The following is a 17,157-nucleotide window of genomic DNA, read 5'->3' on the forward strand; positions in this document are numbered from 1 at the left end:
AGCCCACGCCGCTCGCCACCGCGTGCACCAGCACCGCCTCCCCGGGCCGCAGGTCCGCCTGGAGCACCAGCGCGTCGTACGCCGTGAGGTACGCCTCCGGCAGCGCCGCCGCGTCCGCGAAGTCCAGGCCCTCCGGCATGCGCAGCACCTCGCGCTCATGCGTCGTGAGCACCTCGCTCCACGCGCCCCGCCGACGAGCCCATCACCCGGTCGCCCGGCTGGAACTTGCGCGCACGCGCGCCCACCGCCACCACCTCCCCCGCGTACTCCAGGCCCGGCACGTCCTGGGGGGCATCCGGCGGCGGCGGATAGGCGCCGCGCACCTGGAGCAGGTCCGCCCGGTTGAGCGCGCTGGCCCGCACCCGCACCTGCACGTCGTACGGCCCCGGCAGCGGCTCCGGCCGCTCGTCGAACGCGAGGACCTCCGGACCGCCCGGCTTCGTGATGCGCACGACCTTCATGACCCTGCCCCCTTCAGCGAGGAAACCCATCACCGCTACAACAGCAACCGCGTCACCAATCCGAAGTACGCCAGCAGCGTCACGTTGTCGGACACCGCCAGCACCAGCGGCGCCGACGCCAGGTGCGGATCCACCTTCAGCCGCTTGAAGAGGAACGGCAGCACCCCGCCCAGGCACGACGCCAGCGCGGCGGACACCGTCACCGCCACGAACAGCGCCAGGGGGAAGCCGAACCCCGGCGAATAGAAGCGCCCCAGGAGCGCCACCACCGTCGCCGCCATCAGCCCGGCCAGGCTCGCGGCCAGCACCTCGCGCGCCATCACCTTCCTGTCCACCTCGCCGTGGGCGACCATCGACACCGCGACCGCCGTCGTCTGCACGCCCAGGCTCTCCGACAGCACCAGCACCATGGGGATGAAGGCGCTCACCACCACCAGCTCCGCCACCGTGCGCTCGAACAGCCGCGTCGTCGTGGCCGCCAGGAACCCGCCGGCGATGTTCACGAGCAGCCACGGGAAGCGCTTGAGCGCCATGCGCCCCGGACGCGTCTCCCGCTCCTCGCCCTGGGGGAGGCCCACGAAGCGGTAGACCTCGTCGCGCACGCGGCCCTCCACCTCGTCGAAGAGCGTGTCGGAGAACGCGTCCACGAACTGGTTCATCTCCACCACGCCCACGATGCGCCCGTCCGCGTCCACCACCGGGAACGCCAGGAAGCGGTAGGTGACGAAGAAGTCCTCCACCACCGCGTCGGACGCGTCCACCGGCAGCTTCACCACCCGCGTGAACATCAGCGACGCGATGCGCTCGTCGGGCCCCGCGCGGATCAGCTTGCGGATGGGCACCACGCCCACCAGGCGGCCGTCCGGGTCGCACGCGTAGCAGTAGAAGATCTCCCCGGTGCCGGGGTGGGCGCGCAGCTTCTCCAGCGCCTGGGCGGCCGTGTCCTCCACGCCCACGGCGGTGAAGTCCCGGGACAGCCGGTCGCCCTGCAGCAGCGTGTGAGCGGTGTCCGAGGGGGTCTGCACGTGCCGGGGCACGAAACGTCCTGGCCCGCCGGAGCGTCAAGGCTTATCTAGGAGTCCATCCACCATGCCACTCGCGCCGTGTCCCATCTGTCAGAAGCCCGTGCCGCCGCGCCCGGAAAACACCTCCCAACCCTTCTGCTCCCGCCGCTGCCGCGCCGTGGACCTGGGCCGCTGGCTGGGCGAGGAGTACCGCGTGCCCGACCGTCAGGCCGAGCAGCAGGAGGACGAGCTGCCCTCCGACGGTGAGACGCGCCGCCACGACGCCTGAGCCAGCGTCCGGTGCCGGAGGCTTCCCGGCCCGCTCGGGCGACAGGGCAGGGGAGCGGGCCGCTGGAGGGCCCGCGCCCATGCGCCCCGGAGGGCAGGGGGCAGGCGTGCCGCTGGAGTCGCGCAAAGAGTGACGCTATACCCGCTTGCCGTGAAACGCGCCGTCAACCTCATCGCCAGCCTGCTCGTCACCGTTGCCTTCATGTGGTGGGCCTTCAGGGACACGGACGTGTCCACGCAGATCGCCAGCCTCAAGGCGGCCAACTACGCGTGGCTCCTGCCGTACTTCCTGTGCCTCGCCGGCATCCACGTCTTCCGCACGCTGCGCTGGGGGTCGTTGCTGTCGGGCCTGGAGCACGTCCCGTTCCGCAAGCTGAACGAGGCGTCCGGCATCGGCTTCATGATGCTGCTGGTGCTGCCGTTCCGCCTGGGTGAGTTCGCCCGGCCATTCCTCATCGCCCAGCGCAGCTCCATCCGGCGCAGCGCGGCCATGACGTCCGTGGTGCTGGAGCGCATCACGGACGGCCTCTTCGTCGCGGCCCTGTTCCGCGTGCTGCTCTTCTTCGTCCCGACGGAGACCCCCGAGGTCCGGTACGTGAAGCTGGGCTCGTGGCTGATGTTCGCCGTGTTCGGCGGCGGCCTGGTGTTCCTGCTGCTGGGCCTGTGGCAGCAGGAGCGCACCGTGCGGCTGGTGCGCGCCACCGTGGGCCGCTTCTCCCCGGGCGTCGCGGACAAGGTGGCGGACATCGTGGACACCTTCGTGGGGGCCATGCGCCAGCTCCCCGACCGCAAGCACATTGCCCTCTTCTTCCTCTACACGTTCGTCTACTGGGGGCTGAACGGCCTGGGCATGGCGCTGCTCGCGCGCGCGTTCGACTGCTCCGGCGCGGCGCCGGGCGTCGCCTGCGAGCCCATGAACCTGTCGCTGTTCCAGTCCTACATCGTGATGTGCGTGCTGGTGGTGGGCATCATGATCCCCGCCGCGCCCGGGATGATGGGCACCTTCCAGGCCGCGACCAAGGTGGGCCTGGGGCTGTTCCTGCCCGCCGCGATGGTGAACGCGCACGGGCTCGCGTACGCGAACGTGCTGTGGCTGTGCCAGACGGTGCAGCAGATCGCCTTCGGCCTCATCCTGCTGTCCATCAGCCACATGTCCTTCCGCGAGCTGGCGGGAAACATGAAGAAGGGCGACGACACCTCGGCCACCCGCTCGGCGGCCTGAGGCCTGCCGTCGCTACGGGGTGGGCTGCCCCCCGTCGGCAGCCTGCGGGGCCTGCTGCGGGCGGACGCCCTTGCGCACCTGTTCGGTGACGTCGGCGGGGTCCACGCTGCCCTTGAAGGTGCCGAAGGGCGTCTCGATGCGCTGCTCGTGCCGCCCGTCGGTGCCCGGCGGGCCGCACCAGGCCTTGTCCTGTTGCTTGAGGGACGCCACGGGCGTGTGCACCGCGGTGCGCGTCTCGGTGGTGGACTTGGCCACGAGCACCTGGTCGCGCATGAGCACGCAGTGGTCCTCGTCGAAGTACCAGGCCGACGAGCCGTCCGGGAACTCCTGGGCCCGCGCCGGCCCCTTGCCCATGGTGTCCGCCACCTGGGCGGCCGTCATGCCGGGGTAGAGCTTCTCGAAGCCGGGGGTGGCGCAGCCGGTGGCGGCCAGCGCGAGGAGGGCGGTCAGCAGTGCGGAACGCATCAGGGCGCGGCTCCGGAAGAGGGGAGGCGTGCGACCCTAGCGTGTTCCCCCGCGGCGGCTCCAGGGAGGCCCTGGAGGCAGCGGGGAGAGGACTACAGTTCCTGCTCCAGCCAGCGCCGCAGCCGCTCACGCAGCGACAGCGCACGGCGACGGGGCAGGAGGCCGCTCACGACTCGCCTTCCGTCTTGGCGGGCATGCGGCCGTACTTCGACAGCAGGTCCTCCACGGCCTCGCGCAGGTACTCGCTCTGGTGGATGCGGGTGCGCCGCGCCAGCTCGCGCAGCTTGTGCACCTGCTCCTCGGGGACGAGGACGTGGGTGGAGACGATGTCGGCCTCGGGGCTTCGGACCTCACCGGGCTCCACCGCGGACGGGGACGACGGAGCGTCGGGGCTCAGCGGGCTGGCGCTTCCATCCTGCATCGGGCTTCCTCCAGGAATGCTGCTACAGGCCGCTACCGACCTGGCGTGGGCATTAGGGGGCCGGCCTCTCGTGTCGTCAAAAAAAGGAACACGCGACGCGCCGGGTTGACTTGTCACCCGGTGCGCTGTTACTCGCGCATCCACGTAAGGGGAGTAGTTCCCGCCCGGTAGCGATGGGCGGAGGGGCGCTCGACACACTGGCTGGTGACAGCCCGGGCCCCCATCTCGCGAAGCGCGGGACGAACGAGACCTTCGGACAGGGATTCAATGCTCCCTGGCCGAGGTCCGTCGTGCGCGCTCCTCCCTGACGCGCTTCCCCCCGACGCCCTCCGTGCCAGGACTGGGATGGGGTGTCATCGTGTCGTTGGAAGCCATCGTGGGTTCATTCGTCCTCGTCGCCGCCAGTGAGATGGGCGACAAGACGCAGCTGCTGGCGTTCTCGCTGGCGTCCAAGTTCCGCAAGCCGTGGGTGGTGCTGGGCGGCATCTTCGTGGCCACCGTGGCCAACCACGCGCTCGCGTCGTCGGTGGGCACGTGGGTGTCCACGCACGTCCCCGCGCGGGTGATGGCGCTGGTCCTGGCGCTGCTCTTCCTGGGCTTCGGCCTGTGGACGCTCAAGCCGGACACGCTGGACGAGGACGGCGGCAAGCCCCCGCGCTTCGGCGCCTTCCTCACCACGGTGGTGCTCTTCTTCATGGCGGAGATGGGGGACAAGACGCAGCTGGCCACCATGGCGGTGGCCGCGCGCTACCAGGCCCCGGTGCTGGTGACGCTGGGCACCACCGCGGGGATGCTGGTGTCGGACGGCCTCGCGGTGTTCCTGGGCGACCGGCTGTCCGGGCGGGTGAACATGAAGTACGTGCGCTGGGGGACCGCCGCGCTCTTCTTCCTGTTCGGCTTCGTGTCGCTCTGGACGGCCTGGCGCGGCTGACGGAGCGAAGCAGGCCCCGGCGCGCGGGGACGCCGGGGCTTCGCGAGCGGGTTACTTCTTCAGGCTCGCCGTATCGATGACGAAGCGGGAGGGCTTCCGGACGGGCCGGAGGCGAGGCGGCAATCTCATGACGCACGGGCTTCCATGCCGGAGGAATGCAAAGGGGTGGACCGGCCTGGGGCACGTCCGGGAGACTCCCCGCCCATGAGCCAGGAACGCCTGCAGCAATCCCTGTCCGCCGGTCCCCATCACCTCCTCTCCCAGCTCGTTGGCGCATGGGAGGGCACGGCGCGCACGTGGTTCGAGCCCGACAAGGTGGCGGACACGTCGCCCAGCACCGGCAGCTTCCAGAGCGTGCTCGACGGGCGCTTCGTGGTGCACCAGTACACGTCCGAGATGGGGGGCAAGCCGCTGTCCGGGATCGCGACGCTGGGCTACCACCTGGACGGGCAGCACTTCACCATGTCGTGGGTGGACACCTTCCACGTCGGCACGGACATCATGACGCTGCAGGGAGAGGCCGGGGTGAGCGACCGCTTCTCCGTGCTCGGCAGCTACCGCACGGGCGACGACTCCCCCCGCTGGGGCTGGCGCGTGGACATCCAGGTGACCGGCCCGGATTCGCTGGTCGTCACGCACTTCAACATCGAGCCCGGAGCGGCGCCGCAGAAGGCCATTGAAATCCAGTACAAGCGCCGGGACTCCGCCTGATGCGTTCAGCCCTGGCTGTCATTGACGGGGCGCCGCGCGAGCATGCGCGCCTCGTGACGGCCGGTGTCCGTCCAGCCCTCGGTGAATGAGAGGGATTGGAGCCCCTGGAGCAGGGTGGGCAGCTCCCCGTCATCCAGGAGGAAGCGCGCGGACGGGTGCGGATGGCGTTGCAGGTTGCTCCGGGTGGGCTGGGCGAAGACGAACAGCCCACCGGGTGCGAGCAGCCGCGGCACGGCGGCGAAGAGCGGCCGCCAGAGGTAGTTCAAGCACACGACGAGGTCGAACGGACCGGGCGGCAGCGCTCCGGCCTCCAGGTCCAGGTCCAGGCGCGTGAGGGAGACGCCCGCGTCGCGCGCGAGGCTTTCCGCCTGTGCCAGCGCCACGTCGGAGATGTCCACCAGGGTCACGTCCAGCCCGCGTCGCGCGAGCCAGCACGCGTCGTGCCCCGGACCGCCGGCCAGGTCGAGCGCCCGGCCTTCCCGGGGCAGCCGGTCCGCGAGCGAGCGGAGGAAGTCGGATGGCTCCTGCGGGGCGGAGGCCTGCTGGTAGCGGTCGTTCCAGCGCTGACGATCCTCCTGGGACATGGCTCGGTTCCCTCCGGGGCGGTGTGTCTACTTCCGGCTCATCAGCCCGTTGAGGGACGGATAGCTGGCTGCGGCTTCGAACAGGCTCGCGGAGTGTCCCTCGCGGAGGAACGTGGAGGCCAGCGCTCCCGCCCGACCGAAGAGGGACTCCGCGATGGCGGAGCCGGCGCTGAGGCGCTTCACGCCCAGCCGTTGCAGCTCCGCCGGAGCGGGCAGGTCCGGCCGCGCGAGCACGTTCACGGGCAGCGGGGTGCCCCGGGTGATGGCCTGGATGTCGGCCGCGTCCGAGATGCCCGCGACGAAGAGGCCATCCGCGCCGGCCTGCTGGTAGCGGGCGGCGCGGGCCAGCGTCTCCTCCACGCGGCGCTCGGGCGGCACGAGCTTGCGCAGGTAGACGTCCGTGCGCGCGTTGACGAAGACGTCGACACCCAGGCGCGCGCCGGCCTGCTTCACGCGCTCGATCTTCGCGGCGAGCAGCTCCGGAGGCCCGTTGCCGTCCTCCAGGTTGCAGCCCACGGCGCCCTCGGACAGGAGGCGGGCCACGTTCTCACCGGCGGTGGCCGGGTCGTCGGAGTAGCCGCCTTCTGCGTCCACGGTGAGGGGCACGCGGATGACGCTGGCGATGGCGCGCACCGTGGCGACGAGCACGTCCACGGGCAGCGCGTTGCCGTCCGGGAAGCCCAGGGCCCAGGCGACGCCCGCGCTGGTGGTGGCGATGGCGCGGGCGCCCAGGCTCTCGAAGAGGCGCGCGCTGCCGGCGTCCCAGGCATTCGGGAGGAGCAGCAGCTCAGGTCCCTGGTGCAGCGCGCGGAAGGCGGCGGCGGTGTCTGGACGGGAGGTCATGCGAGGGTGCTCCGTGGAGGGGTTGAGAGGGATTCAGGCGTGGGTCTGCTCATGATTCAGCAGCCAGCGTTTGCGCTCCAGCCCTCCGGCATAGCCGGTGAGGGAGGCATTGGAGCCGACGACGCGGTGGCAGGGGACGACGATGCCCACGGGATTGGCGCCGTTGGCCATGCCCACGGCGCGAATGGCCTTGGGGCGCCCGATGCGTTCCGCGAGCCGGCCATAGGTGGTCGTCGTTCCGGCGGGAATTTCCCGGAGGGCGCGCCAGACCTCGCGCTGGAAGGGCGTGCCGGCGGTCTCCACGGGGAGCGAGGCGATGGCGGACAGGTCTCCGCGCAGGTAGGCCTGGAGCGCGGAGGTCCGGCCGGACGGGTCGCGCGCGGGCTCCAGGACGCAGCCGCCCTCGCCGTAGTGCAGGCGCAGCAGCCGGTGCATGCGGGCCTCGTAGCCCTCCCAGTCCAGCGCGCGCAGGCGGCCCTCCTCATCACAGACAAGGAGCGCCACGCCGGTGGGGGTGGGCGTCGAATCCATGAAGAAGCGCAGGCGGTCAGGCATGGGCGTTCCGGCGGGAAGGCGCGGTGGAGGGGCGCGCGTCGGTGCGTGAGGACCGTGCCCGCGTTCGGGTCGGAGCAGGCGCGTCCCGCCTGGGCTCACGGGCCTGGAGGGCCACCGAGGTCCAGAGGTGCTGAGCGGCGTACGCGCGCCAAGGGCTCCAGGCTTCGGCGCGTTGCAGGAGCGCTTCGGGCGTGGGACGCGGACGCCCGGGTTCCGTGGCGGCGCGAAGCAGGGCGACGTCGGAGGCGGGAAAGGCATCCGTCTCGCGCACGGCGCGGAGGGCGATGTACTGGGCGGTCCATTCGCCGATGCCGGGCAGGCGCGTGAAGCGGGCCACGGTGTCCGCGAGCGACGGGCCGGGCTGGAACAGCGTGGGGTCCGCCACGACCGCCGCGGCGAGCTGGGAGAGCGCCCGGGCCCGAGCGGCCGGCATGCCCAGGCCGGTGAGGTCCGCCGTGGCGAGGGCTTCGGGACGGGGGAAGGCGCGCAGGAGGCGGGCATCGCCGGTGAGCGCTGGGTCCAGGCTTTCCCCCTGCGTGTCCAGGAGCCGCTGCCCCAGCTGCCGCGCGGCGGCGGTCGTCACCTGCTGGCCCAGGATGGCGCGGACCGCCAGCTCGAAGCCGTCCCAGCCGCCCGGAGCGCGAAGGCCGGGCCGAGCGGCGAGCAGGGGCGCGAGCAGGGCATCCGCCGACAGGTGCGCGCGGATGGCCTCCACGTCCGCGCCCACGTCGAAGACGCGCCGGACCTGGGCGACGACGGAGGGCAGCATCCGCACGTCACTGACGCGCAGGGTGGCCCGCAGGCCGTCGTGCCCCGAAGCGGGGGACACTTCCACGGAGCCCTGGCCCCAGGCATTGGTGAAGGCACGCAGGTAGCGGCCCGGCTCGACGTGCTCCAGGCCGGTAAGCGCGCGGGCCGCCAGCCAGGCCACCATCGCGTCCCAGTCGTAGGGAGGCCGGTAGGGAATGAGGAGCGTCACCGTGGGAACGGCGGACGCCACGGGTGCCGTCCGGGTCCGGCGCATGACGCCCGGGGGACGGCCGTAGAGCGACTGGAAGACGGCGTTGAAGCGCCGCACGCTGCCGAAGCCGGACGCGAGGGCGACCTCCGCCATGGAGAGGGAGGATTCGTGGATGAGCTGGCGGGCGAAGAGCACGCGGCGCGTCTGGGCCACCGCGACCGGGGAGGCGCCCAGGTGCTGCTGGAACAGCCGCCGCAGCTGCCGGTCTCCGACGCCCAGCCGGCCCGCCAGGACGTCCACGCTGGCGTCCTCGGCGTCGAGCAGGCCGTCCGCGATGAGGGCCAGGGCGCGCGAGACGGTGACGGAGGTGCCGCGCCAGGGCGCCAGGGAAGGGGAGGTCTCCGGCCGGCAGCGGAGGCACGGCCGGAAGCCGGCCTCCTGGGCGGCGGCGGCGGTGGGGTAGAAGGTGCAGTTCTCGAAGCGGGGTGCGCGGGCCGGGCAGATGGGGCGGCAGTAGATGCGCGTCGTCTTCACGGCGGTGAAGAACCGCCCGTCGAAGCGGGAGTCCCGCGTCGTCAGGGCGCGGTAGCAGGCGGCGGGGTCCAGGCCGTTCATGAGGCAAACGTCCCACGGCGGGCCTGGGATGTCTGGCCGTTTTCGGACGTGGACGTGGGGGCCGCGGGCCCAAAGAAAAAGCCCCGGAATCACTTGGGAAAGTGACTCCGGGGCTGCTTGATGGCCAGGGTCAGACTTGAACTGACTACCTGCGGATTATGAGACCGCCGCTCTAACCAGGTGAGCTACCTGGCCGTGAAGCCCCGCCCGTATACCGGGCCACGGCCGTGACCGCAAGAACTTCGGACGGGGCTCCCAGGCCCCTTCTGACCGGGCCGCGGGAGGGTTCACCCGCCCCCTTCCGCCCCTGGGCCGGCTGCCCGCCTGGGCGACAGGGCTCCAGGAGCCGGGGTGTCAACACCCCGCGCCCCGGGGTGGGCGCTGCGCGAAGGCAAGGCCAACCGCATAGCCCGCCGTAGGTCGCGCGGCTCACCGCACGGTGCCGCGCGTGCGCTTGAGGGCGCGGGACGCGGCGTCGAGGAACTCGTTGCTCGCCTCGGAGAGGTCCACCGCGCGGGCGTCCACCCAGCCCTGCAGGGAGTTGTAGCCCATGACCGCGGGGATGGCGACGAGCAGGCCGAAGGCCGTGGTGACGAGCGCCTCGGAGATGCCCGTCGAGATGGTCCCGATGCCGCCCGAGTTCGCGGCGCCCATCTCCTGGAATGCCGTCACGATGCCGATGGTGGTGCCCAGCAGGCCCACGAAGGGCGCGGTGGAGCCCACGGTCGCGAGGTGGCCCAGGCCGCGCTTGAGGCTCTGGACCTCGCGCTGCGCCTGCCGCTCCAGGCTGCGCGCCACCGTCTCCATGACCTCCTCGCGGCTGTCGGTGGCGGAGATGCGGTAGGCCGTCAGTCCCGCGCGGATGGTCCTCCCCAGGTAGCCCACATCCTTCTCTGTCTTCACCTCGGCGGCGGCGTCGAAGTCGCCACTGGCGAGCACGGCGTCCAGCTGCGCGGCGTACCTGCGCGAGTGGCTGCGGGAAGCGCGGAAGACGATCGTGCGCTCGGCGAGGATGAGGAGGGACACCATCGACATCACGCCCATGACGAGGACGATGAGCTGTGCGACCGGACCCATGTGGGTCCACAGATCCGCGAATGTGAAGGTCATGGCGGGAACGAGACGCGCCTCCGTGCGCGTGAGCCACGGCGTGGCTCCATGAGGGAACGGCGGGCAACGGGAACGGTGTCCAAGGTACGCAGGCGCATGGACGCGAGGGTGGGCCCGCGTCCATGCCTTGGTCATCGTTCTGTCATTGCGTCCGCGAGGCAGGCGCGGGGCTGCCGCTGCTGCGCGCGGACTGAAGCCGCGCAGGCGCCCCCCACGCCTCAGCCTTCGACGGTCCGGGTGAGGCCCAGCGCGTCCGCGTAGCTGTGCAGCCCGCGGATGTGATTGCCGCCGTCCACGGCGAGGGTGTCTCCGGTCATCCAGGACGCGAGGTCGCTGCAGAGGAACGACACCACCTTCGCCACGTCCTCCGGCTCACCCCACGCCTTCCCGAGCGGCGTGTGGGCGAGGAAGCCCTGCGCCATGGCGCCAGTCCCCAGGCCGGCCATCTCCGCCAGGGGGGTGCGGATGGCGCCCGGGGCCACGACATTCACCCGGATGCCGTAACGCCCCAGCTCCGAAGCCGCGACCTTCGAGAAGTTCGCGAGCCCCGCCTTGGATGCGCAGTAGTGGGACAGCCCGTCCGTCACCGCCGTCTGGTTCAGTGAGGAGATGTTGACGATGGAACCCGGCTGCTTCGCGGCGACGAGCGCCTTCGCGAGAGCCTGGGTGAACAGGAAGGGCCCCTTCAGGTTGATGGCCAGGACCTGGTCGAACTCCGCCTCGGGCAAATCGAGCACCGTGCGGATGGTGGCCGTTCCGGCGTTGTTCACCAGGATGCCCGGGAGGCCGAACTCACGCGTGGCGACTTCGAGCGCTCGCGCCACGTCCTCCGCGCGAACCACGTCTCCCGCGAAGGGCACGGCCCGGGTGCGCCCCTCCGCCGCCCGGTTGAGCTCCGCGGCGGCCGCCTCCAGCTTCTCCGGTGTCCGCCCGAACAGCAGGACGTTGGCGCCGTCCCGCATGAGGCGCGCGGCGATTCCCAGACCGATGCCCTGTCCTGCTCCCGTCACGATGGCACTGCTCGACATCAGCTTCATGGTGTGGCTCCCAGCTCGGGTTCCAGTGAGGGCCGCGACTTTACGCCGAGTGTGGGTTGCCGTGAGTGACGCGAGCTTTTCGGTCGTCACCTCGAAAGGGTCCGGAAGCCGCGTAGCATCGCGTCTGGGGATGGAGACCGCAGCAGTCGTCGTCCCGATGAAGAGGAGCCCGAAGCGTGCCCCGTGCCATGGATGCCATTGAAGCCTTGAAGGAACGTCTCGGTCGCGAGAAGGGACTCCCCCTCCAGACGGTGCGGTTGACGCCTGTCGACGCGAAGGAGCTTCACCTCCTGGAGAGCGCCCTGGGCAAGGTGCTGCCCGGGTCGTATCTCCAGTTCATCACCCGGCACGGGTTGTTCTCGGCGACGGATGCGCGTGGCTGCGAGCTCGCGAGGATGCTGAGCCCCGCGGAGGTGCTCGAGCGCCACGCGTGGCAGAAGCAGTTCGTGGAGGAAGGCTCGTTCGGAGACGAAGAGGAGGAGCTCGAAGCCGCCCGCCGCGAGGCAGCGGTGCGGGCGAGACTCATTCCCTTTCAGTACGTCTCCTACGACGTGAGCGACTTCTACTGCTTCGACATGGGGCTGCGCCGCGCCGAGGGGCTGCTCATCTTCCAGGCGTACCATGACGACTTCGACCTCGCGCCCTGGCTGCTGGCCGAGTCCCCCGACGTCTCCGCCTGCACCTTCGACTTCGACGAGCACCTGACCTGGGTGCTCCGAGAGTGCCTGAACGAAGGCAAGTGGGGGCGATAGGTGCTGGACTCGGAGGCAGGTCCCTCCTGCGTGAGCAGAATGCAACGGCCAGGGGCCCCTGGCGCCCGATGAGAGGGGATTGAACCGCGAGCCCCCTAAGCGATGGCGTCGTAGACGCCTCGAAGCTCCGTGAGCCGATTCCTCACCGTCGCCGGCTTCGTGAGCTGCCGGGCGCGGACCACGATGGAGATGTCGGCGTCGTTGGCCCGGCAGGCGTCACCGCAATGGTGCCCCGCCGCATGCTCGTCATGGGCGCGCAACTCGTAGAGCACACTGTCTCCATAGGCTTGTGAGAGCCGGCCATAGCCCTGGGTGCGGACGGCGGGAGCTGCGTCGAAGATCCGGTTGACGGCGCCGATGGCGTTGGCGTTGGAGATCTCCGCCCTGCCCCTGTGCACCTTGTCTGCCTGAAGCTCCAGGAACAGGCCGTTGCCCGCCGGGTTGGCCCAGGACTCGGAGAGCGTCACCGTGCCGTCATGGTTCATGCACAGCATGAACGAGTGCCCATCCGCCTGGGCGGTGCACCGGAAGTGCAAGAGATAGAGCTTGTTGTGATCCGACAGCAATTGCACGGCGAGGGCCCGTGCTTGCTCGCGAAGGACGGGGCCCCTGCCTCCCGCCTTGTAGGTGGCGTGCTTGCGGCCCAGGATGTTGATCATCCCGGCCGCCGTGGCGTGGCAGATGGCCAGGGCGCCCATCTGGGCATCGTCGAGCGACGCCTCCTTCGCGAACGCCAGGAGGTCCCGGCTCCCCTCGGGGACCCGCTCCAGCGGATTCGCGACGACCGCCTGCCTGCTGGAGTTCCACCCATCACCGTCCTCGATGTTGGCGGGGTCGCCGGCGTTGTTGATGATCAACTGCGCCCGCCCCGCGAGCTGCCTGTCGGTCAGCAGCCCCCGGTTTCCATTGAGCTCGGCCATGACGACATCGATGGCCTTCGCGCCATTCCAGTCGTTCAGGGTCGAAACCGCATCCGGCCTGTTGATGGTCGCCGTTGTCTGGCAATGGCCCCGCAACACGAGCGCCGCCGCATGCAGGCGTTGAACCTGGGCCTTCGGCTTGGTGACCATCCGGATGTTCAACAGGGCGTCAATGACGGCGACCTCGTCATTGAAGTTGAACCGGGCCGTCGAGCGATCCTCGAGGGCGTTCACGCAGTCGGCACAGATATCAATGAGGTCCTGCCCCAGCGCCCTCGCGACGTCGCGCTTGTAGATCTTGCTTCCGCCAAACCCCAGGAAGTTCTTCGCCGTCTCCGGGGGAAGCGCGTTCCGGGCAGCGCGCAGCTCGGTCAGGACCGTCTTGAAGTCGTGAAGAGTGGCCATCCCCTGAATAGACTCAGGTCGTCCAATTCCCGTCAAGCTGTGGACACATCAATAAAAACAAACTGCCTGCGACGGCTGTTTCAGCGGGCGACTCCAGCGGCTCGCGCGTCGCAGGGAGGCTCAGCGTGAGCCCTCCTTGGAATCGCGGTCACGCTGGCGGAGCAGCGCCGCGGCCCGGGTGCGGACGCTGGCCATGGGGTGCTCGCGGGCCGCCTCCTCCAGCGCGGGCACCGCGGCCTCACCCAGGTCCTTGCGCAGGAAGTCCTCGCAGGTGCCGTGGAACCGGTCGCTGACGAGGCAGCGGATGGCGTCCTGGATGACGACCGGCGCGTTGCGGTACGCGGCGTCATTGCGCAGCGCCGCCCGGTAGGCCGCCACGCCATCCACCCAGCGGAGGTTGTCGAAGTCGACGTTCCCCTCCAGGTAGCGGACGTAGGCGCTCGTCGGGTGCTTCGCCGCCAGCTTCTTCAGCGCCGCCAGGGCCGCGTCCCGCCGCCGCGCCTTGATCAACCGCTGGGCCTCGTCGATGCCCGGGAGCTGCTCCACGACGGGCTGCCAGGCGGTGGCGCTCGTGGGAGCCTCCACCCGTGCTTCCTCACCCGCCGGGGCCTTGGGCGACGGGCGCTCCGAGGACATGGGCGCCGGGCCCACGGACCTTGACGCCACCGCCCACCAGCCAAGGCCCACCGCGGCCAGGGAGAGCACCGCCGCCCCGCCCACCACCCGGCGCGAGCGGCTCCGGGCGGGCGGGGGTGTGAGGGGGCCAGACCGGACCGTGGCCTCGGACTCCTCCTTCGTGGCCACGGCCTCCGTCGGAGCCACCGGCTGGGGCTCCGGGGGCGCGGGCTTCGGCCTGAAGGCCCACCGGCGTCGCGCGGGGCTGCGCGCGGACGTTCCGGGTGGCGAGCACCTCCTCCCTGGGACGTGACGGCGTGGGCGAGGAGGAGCGCGGCGCCACCGGAGCATCGCCTGCCACGGGCGCCACGGGCGACACCGCCGGACCTGCCCCGGCCCCTTCGAGCGCGGCCAGGAACTCCGTGGCGGACTGGAAGCGATCCCCCGGGGCCTTCTCCATCGCCTTCGCCAGCGTCGCTTCGAGCTCCGCGGAGAAGCCCGCGTCAGGGGCGGCGTCGCGCAACCGGGGCGGCGTCACCTCGCGCTGCATGCGCAGCAGCTCCGCGTTGCTGGTGGCGTTGAAGGGCTTCTTCCCGGTGAGCAGCTCGTAGAGCAGCACGCCGGTGGCGTACAGGTCCGTGGGCGGGCCCACCGGCTCACCGTGGATCTGCTCCGGGGCCATGTAGGACGGCGTCCCGAGCATCATCCCCGAGGTGAGGCCCGTCACCTCGTCGCGCAGCTTGGCCAGCCCGAAGTCGAGGATGCGCACCTGCTCCCCGAGCCCCTCCGCGTGGGTGACGATGATGTTCTCGGGCTTGATGTCGCGGTGGATGATGCCCTGTGCGTGGGCATGGGCGAGGCCCGCGAGCACCTGCCGTACGGTGCCCAGGGCCCGCGCCGGGAGCAGCGGACCGTCTCGCAAGAGGCTCCGCAGGGTCTCCCCGGTGACGAAGTCCATCACCATGAATGGCGAGCCCTGGTCCACGCCGAAGTCGATGACCGACACGCAGCAGGGATGGGTGAGGCGGCTCGTGGCGCGCGCCTCCACCTGGAAGCGCCTGCGGAACTCCTCGTCCCCGGCGGCCCAGGCGTGGAGGAACTTGATGGCGACGGGCTTGCCCACCTCCAGCCGCTCGCCCCGGTACACCATGCCCATGCCACCGGCGGCGAGCCGCTCGATGATGCGGTAGCGCTCCTGCAACACCGAGCCGATGCGGGGATCCGAAACGGCCGTGGGCTCATTCATGGGCGCGCACGATAACAAGTCACGGCCCTGATGAAGCCGTCATACCCGGAGTGCATCGACGAGCCGGGACGAAGGGGGCGGTCATCGATGAAGGAGATTCCCTGCGCGGCCAGGAGATCGCATCATCGCGGCCCACCGCCGCGCGCTCTGTCCTTCTGGAGATGAAATGACGTTCGTACCGCTTCTTGTCGTCGTCCTCGCCTCGACAGCGACCGCGGGTGACGTGCCGCGCTCGGGCTATTTCGGTGCGGGAATCAACCTGGAGCCCCTCGCGCTGGGGCCCATGCAGGCGTTCTCGGGCGGCCGGACGGCGGTGGGCCTCAGCCTCCAGGCCTCGCTCCAGGTGGATCTCGGTTCCCGGTGGGCGTTCCGCCTGCCGCTGGAGGTGGGCGTCGGCGGCTCCGGGGATGCCACCTTCTCCGAGGTGGCCGTCACCCCGGGGCTGCTCTACCGCTGGCGCGACGATGCAGGCCAGCGATGGGTCCCGTACCTCGGCGCCGGGCTGAAGCTCGGAGCCGCGGGAGCGGGCAGGGAGCTGCTGGGGCTCCCGCTCGTCACCACCGTGCAATCGCTCGACCTCGACTTCGATGACGACGGCGACAGCGAGTCGGATCCCAACTTCGAGTCGCGCCTGGGCGCCTTCCCGGAAGTCTGGGCCGGGGTGGAGTGGCACCCCAACCGATGGTTCGCGCTCAACCTGGGAGCGGCCTACACCTACGTGCGGCTGCTCGGCAGGAACGTTCACCTGCTGCATGAGCGGGTGGGCGTGAGGTTCTCCCTCTAGCCGGAAGGAGCGTGAGATGCGCGTGCTGCTCGCTGCCCCGGGCTCTCGCGGGGACTTCCAGCCCATGCTGGCCCTGGCCCTGGGACTGCGCGCGGCGGGGCACGAGGCCCTGCTCGCAGCGCGGCCCCTCTACGCCCCGGACGCCGCCGCCTTCTCGGTGCCCTTCGAGCCTCTTGGCCAGGACATCGACGCGTTTCTCCGGAGCCAGCCAGCAGGAGCCCCCGGACGCACGTCGCCATCCGGGGTCCAGGCGTTCCTCGAGCAGGAGTTCCTGACCCACCTCGAGCGTCTCCCCGCGCTCTCGCGGGGGGTGGACCTCGTCGTGGGCGCGGGGATGTCCTTCGCCATCCGCTCGGCCGCGGAGTCCGTGGGCGTGCCCTACCTCGCCGTCGCCTATGCACCCGGGGTCTTTCTGACAGGGGGGCGCCGCTCCATCGCCATGCCTGACGTGCTGCTCCAGACCCTGCGGAGCTTCCACGCCAGGCATGGACTGCCGGCCGTGGAGGAGCTGCTCGCCTACGCCTTCGCGCCCGAGCGCGTGCTGCTCGCCGCCGATGCCGAGCTCGTGGGTCCTCTGGACGGGGTGAAGCTCTGGACGCCGCCGCCAGGCGCGCTGCTGCTCGAGGACCCGCGTCCGCTCAGCGCCGAGGTGGAGGCGTTCCTCGCGGCCGGTGAGCCGCCTGTCTATGTTGGCTTTGGCAGCCTCTCGGGGAGCCAGCCTGCCCTTACCGAGCGACTCGTCCACGAGGTCGCCGCGGCCGTGGGGTGCCGTGTCTTGTACTTCACCGGCAAGGCCGTCCCCCCTCAGCGGGAGCCTTTCGGACGGGTGCTCGCGATTGGCCACACCGCGCATGGTCCGCTCTTCGCGCGTGTCAGGGCCGTGGTGCATCACGGCGGCGCGGGCACGCTGGCGGCCGCCGCGCGCGCCGGAGTCCCCCAGGTGGTGGTCCCGCATGCGTTTGATCAGCCCTTCTGGGCAGAGCGGGCGCACCGGCTGGGCATCGCACCGGCGCCAGTGCCCGCGCGCGGCGTGGACGCGCACCAGCTGGCCTCCGCGCTGCAACAGGCGCTCACCGACGGCCGCCTGCGCGAGCAGGCCCAAAGGCTCGCGGCGACCCTGAACTCCCGCAGCGGCGTGGACACGGCCGTGGCAGCCCTCACGGGCCGTGGAGTGCGTCAGGGTTGACACTCGCAGTGAAGCCTGGATACCGTGAGCACCCTACAAAA

The 17,157-nt window shown here is 70.9% G+C and carries 19 protein-coding genes, 1 tRNA gene and 1 pseudogene; 7 read left to right on the forward strand and 14 right to left on the reverse strand.

Annotation, left to right across the window (positions count from 1 at the left end):
- Nucleotides 1-461 (reverse strand): annotated as a pseudogene (locus tag ACLEQD_RS03290) (alcohol dehydrogenase catalytic domain-containing protein); the annotation flags it as partial.
- Between the two features lie 35 nt (nucleotides 462-496).
- Nucleotides 497-1,486 (reverse strand): magnesium transporter, encoded by a 990-nt coding sequence (locus ACLEQD_RS03295; RefSeq protein ID WP_410381725.1) that lies wholly within the window; start codon nucleotides 1,484-1,486, stop codon nucleotides 497-499.
- Between the two features lie 64 nt (nucleotides 1,487-1,550).
- Here ACLEQD_RS03295 and ACLEQD_RS03300 point away from each other — a divergent pair, with 64 nt between their 5' ends.
- Nucleotides 1,551-1,754 (forward strand): DNA gyrase inhibitor YacG, encoded by a 204-nt coding sequence (locus tag ACLEQD_RS03300; protein WP_120526005.1) that lies wholly within the window; start codon nucleotides 1,551-1,553, stop codon nucleotides 1,752-1,754.
- Between the two features lie 150 nt (nucleotides 1,755-1,904).
- Nucleotides 1,905-2,975, forward strand: a complete 1,071-nt coding sequence (locus tag ACLEQD_RS03305; protein ID WP_410381727.1) for a lysylphosphatidylglycerol synthase transmembrane domain-containing protein — start codon at nucleotides 1,905-1,907, stop codon at nucleotides 2,973-2,975.
- A 12-nt stretch (nucleotides 2,976-2,987) separates the two neighbouring features.
- Here ACLEQD_RS03305 and ACLEQD_RS03310 read toward each other — a convergent pair whose 3' ends face one another.
- Together ACLEQD_RS03310 and ACLEQD_RS03315 are read right to left on the reverse strand one after the other, a co-directional pair.
- On the reverse strand, nucleotides 2,988-3,440 hold the full coding sequence (locus ACLEQD_RS03310; RefSeq protein ID WP_410381729.1) for a hypothetical protein: 453 nt from the start codon (nucleotides 3,438-3,440) through the stop codon (nucleotides 2,988-2,990).
- Between the two features lie 166 nt (nucleotides 3,441-3,606).
- Nucleotides 3,607-3,861 carry a ribbon-helix-helix domain-containing protein gene (locus tag ACLEQD_RS03315; RefSeq protein ID WP_014396286.1) on the reverse strand — a complete coding sequence of 85 codons (255 nt, stop codon included), beginning with the start codon at nucleotides 3,859-3,861 and terminating at the stop codon, nucleotides 3,607-3,609.
- Between the two features lie 364 nt (nucleotides 3,862-4,225).
- Here ACLEQD_RS03315 and ACLEQD_RS03320 point away from each other — a divergent pair, with 364 nt between their 5' ends.
- Both ACLEQD_RS03320 and ACLEQD_RS03325 read left to right on the forward strand, forming a co-directional pair.
- On the forward strand, nucleotides 4,226-4,792 hold the full coding sequence (locus ACLEQD_RS03320) for a TMEM165/GDT1 family protein (RefSeq protein ID WP_410381796.1): 567 nt from the start codon (nucleotides 4,226-4,228) through the stop codon (nucleotides 4,790-4,792).
- Between the two features lie 204 nt (nucleotides 4,793-4,996).
- Nucleotides 4,997-5,503 (forward strand): DUF1579 domain-containing protein, encoded by a 507-nt coding sequence (locus tag ACLEQD_RS03325; RefSeq protein ID WP_410381732.1) that lies wholly within the window; start codon nucleotides 4,997-4,999, stop codon nucleotides 5,501-5,503.
- Nucleotides 5,504-5,508: 5 nt separating this feature from the next.
- Here ACLEQD_RS03325 and ACLEQD_RS03330 read toward each other — a convergent pair whose 3' ends face one another.
- The 7 genes from ACLEQD_RS03330 to ACLEQD_RS03360 all read right to left on the reverse strand — a co-directional run bounded on the left by ACLEQD_RS03330 (nucleotide 5,509) and on the right by ACLEQD_RS03360 (nucleotide 11,208).
- Nucleotides 5,509-6,087: a class I SAM-dependent methyltransferase gene (locus ACLEQD_RS03330; protein ID WP_410381734.1), complete on the reverse strand. Its 579-nt coding sequence runs from the start codon at nucleotides 6,085-6,087 to the stop codon at nucleotides 5,509-5,511.
- A gap of 27 nt (nucleotides 6,088-6,114) precedes the next feature.
- Entirely contained in the window at nucleotides 6,115-6,930 is an 816-nt protein-coding gene (locus tag ACLEQD_RS03335; protein WP_410381736.1) for an isocitrate lyase/phosphoenolpyruvate mutase family protein, read from the reverse strand.
- 33 nt (nucleotides 6,931-6,963) lie between these two features.
- Entirely contained in the window at nucleotides 6,964-7,485 is a 522-nt protein-coding gene (ogt, locus tag ACLEQD_RS03340; protein ID WP_410381738.1) for a methylated-DNA--[protein]-cysteine S-methyltransferase, read from the reverse strand.
- Nucleotides 7,478-9,061 carry an AlkA N-terminal domain-containing protein gene (locus ACLEQD_RS03345; RefSeq protein ID WP_410381740.1) on the reverse strand — a complete coding sequence of 528 codons (1,584 nt, stop codon included), beginning with the start codon at nucleotides 9,059-9,061 and terminating at the stop codon, nucleotides 7,478-7,480. The genes ogt and ACLEQD_RS03345 overlap by 8 nt, the downstream gene beginning before the upstream one ends.
- A gap of 121 nt (nucleotides 9,062-9,182) precedes the next feature.
- Nucleotides 9,183-9,256, reverse strand: a tRNA-Ile gene (locus ACLEQD_RS03350).
- 234 nt (nucleotides 9,257-9,490) lie between these two features.
- Nucleotides 9,491-10,171 (reverse strand): MotA/TolQ/ExbB proton channel family protein, encoded by a 681-nt coding sequence (locus ACLEQD_RS03355; protein WP_410381742.1) that lies wholly within the window; start codon nucleotides 10,169-10,171, stop codon nucleotides 9,491-9,493.
- 218 nt (nucleotides 10,172-10,389) lie between these two features.
- Nucleotides 10,390-11,208 carry an SDR family NAD(P)-dependent oxidoreductase gene (locus ACLEQD_RS03360; RefSeq protein ID WP_410381744.1) on the reverse strand — a complete coding sequence of 273 codons (819 nt, stop codon included), beginning with the start codon at nucleotides 11,206-11,208 and terminating at the stop codon, nucleotides 10,390-10,392.
- A gap of 206 nt (nucleotides 11,209-11,414) precedes the next feature.
- Between ACLEQD_RS03360 and ACLEQD_RS03365 the strand changes: the two genes are divergently transcribed.
- The gene (locus tag ACLEQD_RS03365; RefSeq protein ID WP_410381746.1) at nucleotides 11,415-11,960 is read left to right on the forward strand and encodes an SMI1/KNR4 family protein; all 546 of its coding nucleotides are present in this window, start codon (nucleotides 11,415-11,417) and stop codon (nucleotides 11,958-11,960) included.
- 95 nt (nucleotides 11,961-12,055) lie between these two features.
- On the opposite strand, the gene ACLEQD_RS03370 is transcribed toward ACLEQD_RS03365, so the two are convergent.
- The 3 genes from ACLEQD_RS03370 to ACLEQD_RS03380 form a co-directional block, all read right to left on the reverse strand.
- Nucleotides 12,056-13,285, reverse strand: a complete 1,230-nt coding sequence (locus ACLEQD_RS03370) for a hypothetical protein (protein ID WP_410381748.1) — start codon at nucleotides 13,283-13,285, stop codon at nucleotides 12,056-12,058.
- Between the two features lie 120 nt (nucleotides 13,286-13,405).
- Nucleotides 13,406-13,870 (reverse strand): hypothetical protein, encoded by a 465-nt coding sequence (locus tag ACLEQD_RS03375; protein WP_410381750.1) that lies wholly within the window; start codon nucleotides 13,868-13,870, stop codon nucleotides 13,406-13,408.
- 10 nt (nucleotides 13,871-13,880) lie between these two features.
- Nucleotides 13,881-15,146 carry a protein kinase domain-containing protein gene (locus ACLEQD_RS03380; protein ID WP_410381752.1) on the reverse strand — a complete coding sequence of 422 codons (1,266 nt, stop codon included), beginning with the start codon at nucleotides 15,144-15,146 and terminating at the stop codon, nucleotides 13,881-13,883.
- 166 nt (nucleotides 15,147-15,312) lie between these two features.
- Between ACLEQD_RS03380 and ACLEQD_RS03385 the strand changes: the two genes are divergently transcribed.
- Together ACLEQD_RS03385 and ACLEQD_RS03390 are read left to right on the forward strand one after the other, a co-directional pair.
- Nucleotides 15,313-15,930, forward strand: a complete 618-nt coding sequence (locus ACLEQD_RS03385; protein WP_410381754.1) for a hypothetical protein — start codon at nucleotides 15,313-15,315, stop codon at nucleotides 15,928-15,930.
- 16 nt (nucleotides 15,931-15,946) lie between these two features.
- On the forward strand, nucleotides 15,947-17,116 hold the full coding sequence (locus ACLEQD_RS03390) for a glycosyltransferase (RefSeq protein ID WP_410381756.1): 1,170 nt from the start codon (nucleotides 15,947-15,949) through the stop codon (nucleotides 17,114-17,116).
- Nucleotides 17,117-17,157 lie beyond the last annotated feature (41 nt).

Origin of the sequence: Corallococcus sp. 4LFB, from assembly GCF_046520365.1 — a bacterium.
Taxonomy (GTDB): Bacteria; Myxococcota; Myxococcia; order Myxococcales; family Myxococcaceae; genus Corallococcus; species Corallococcus caeni.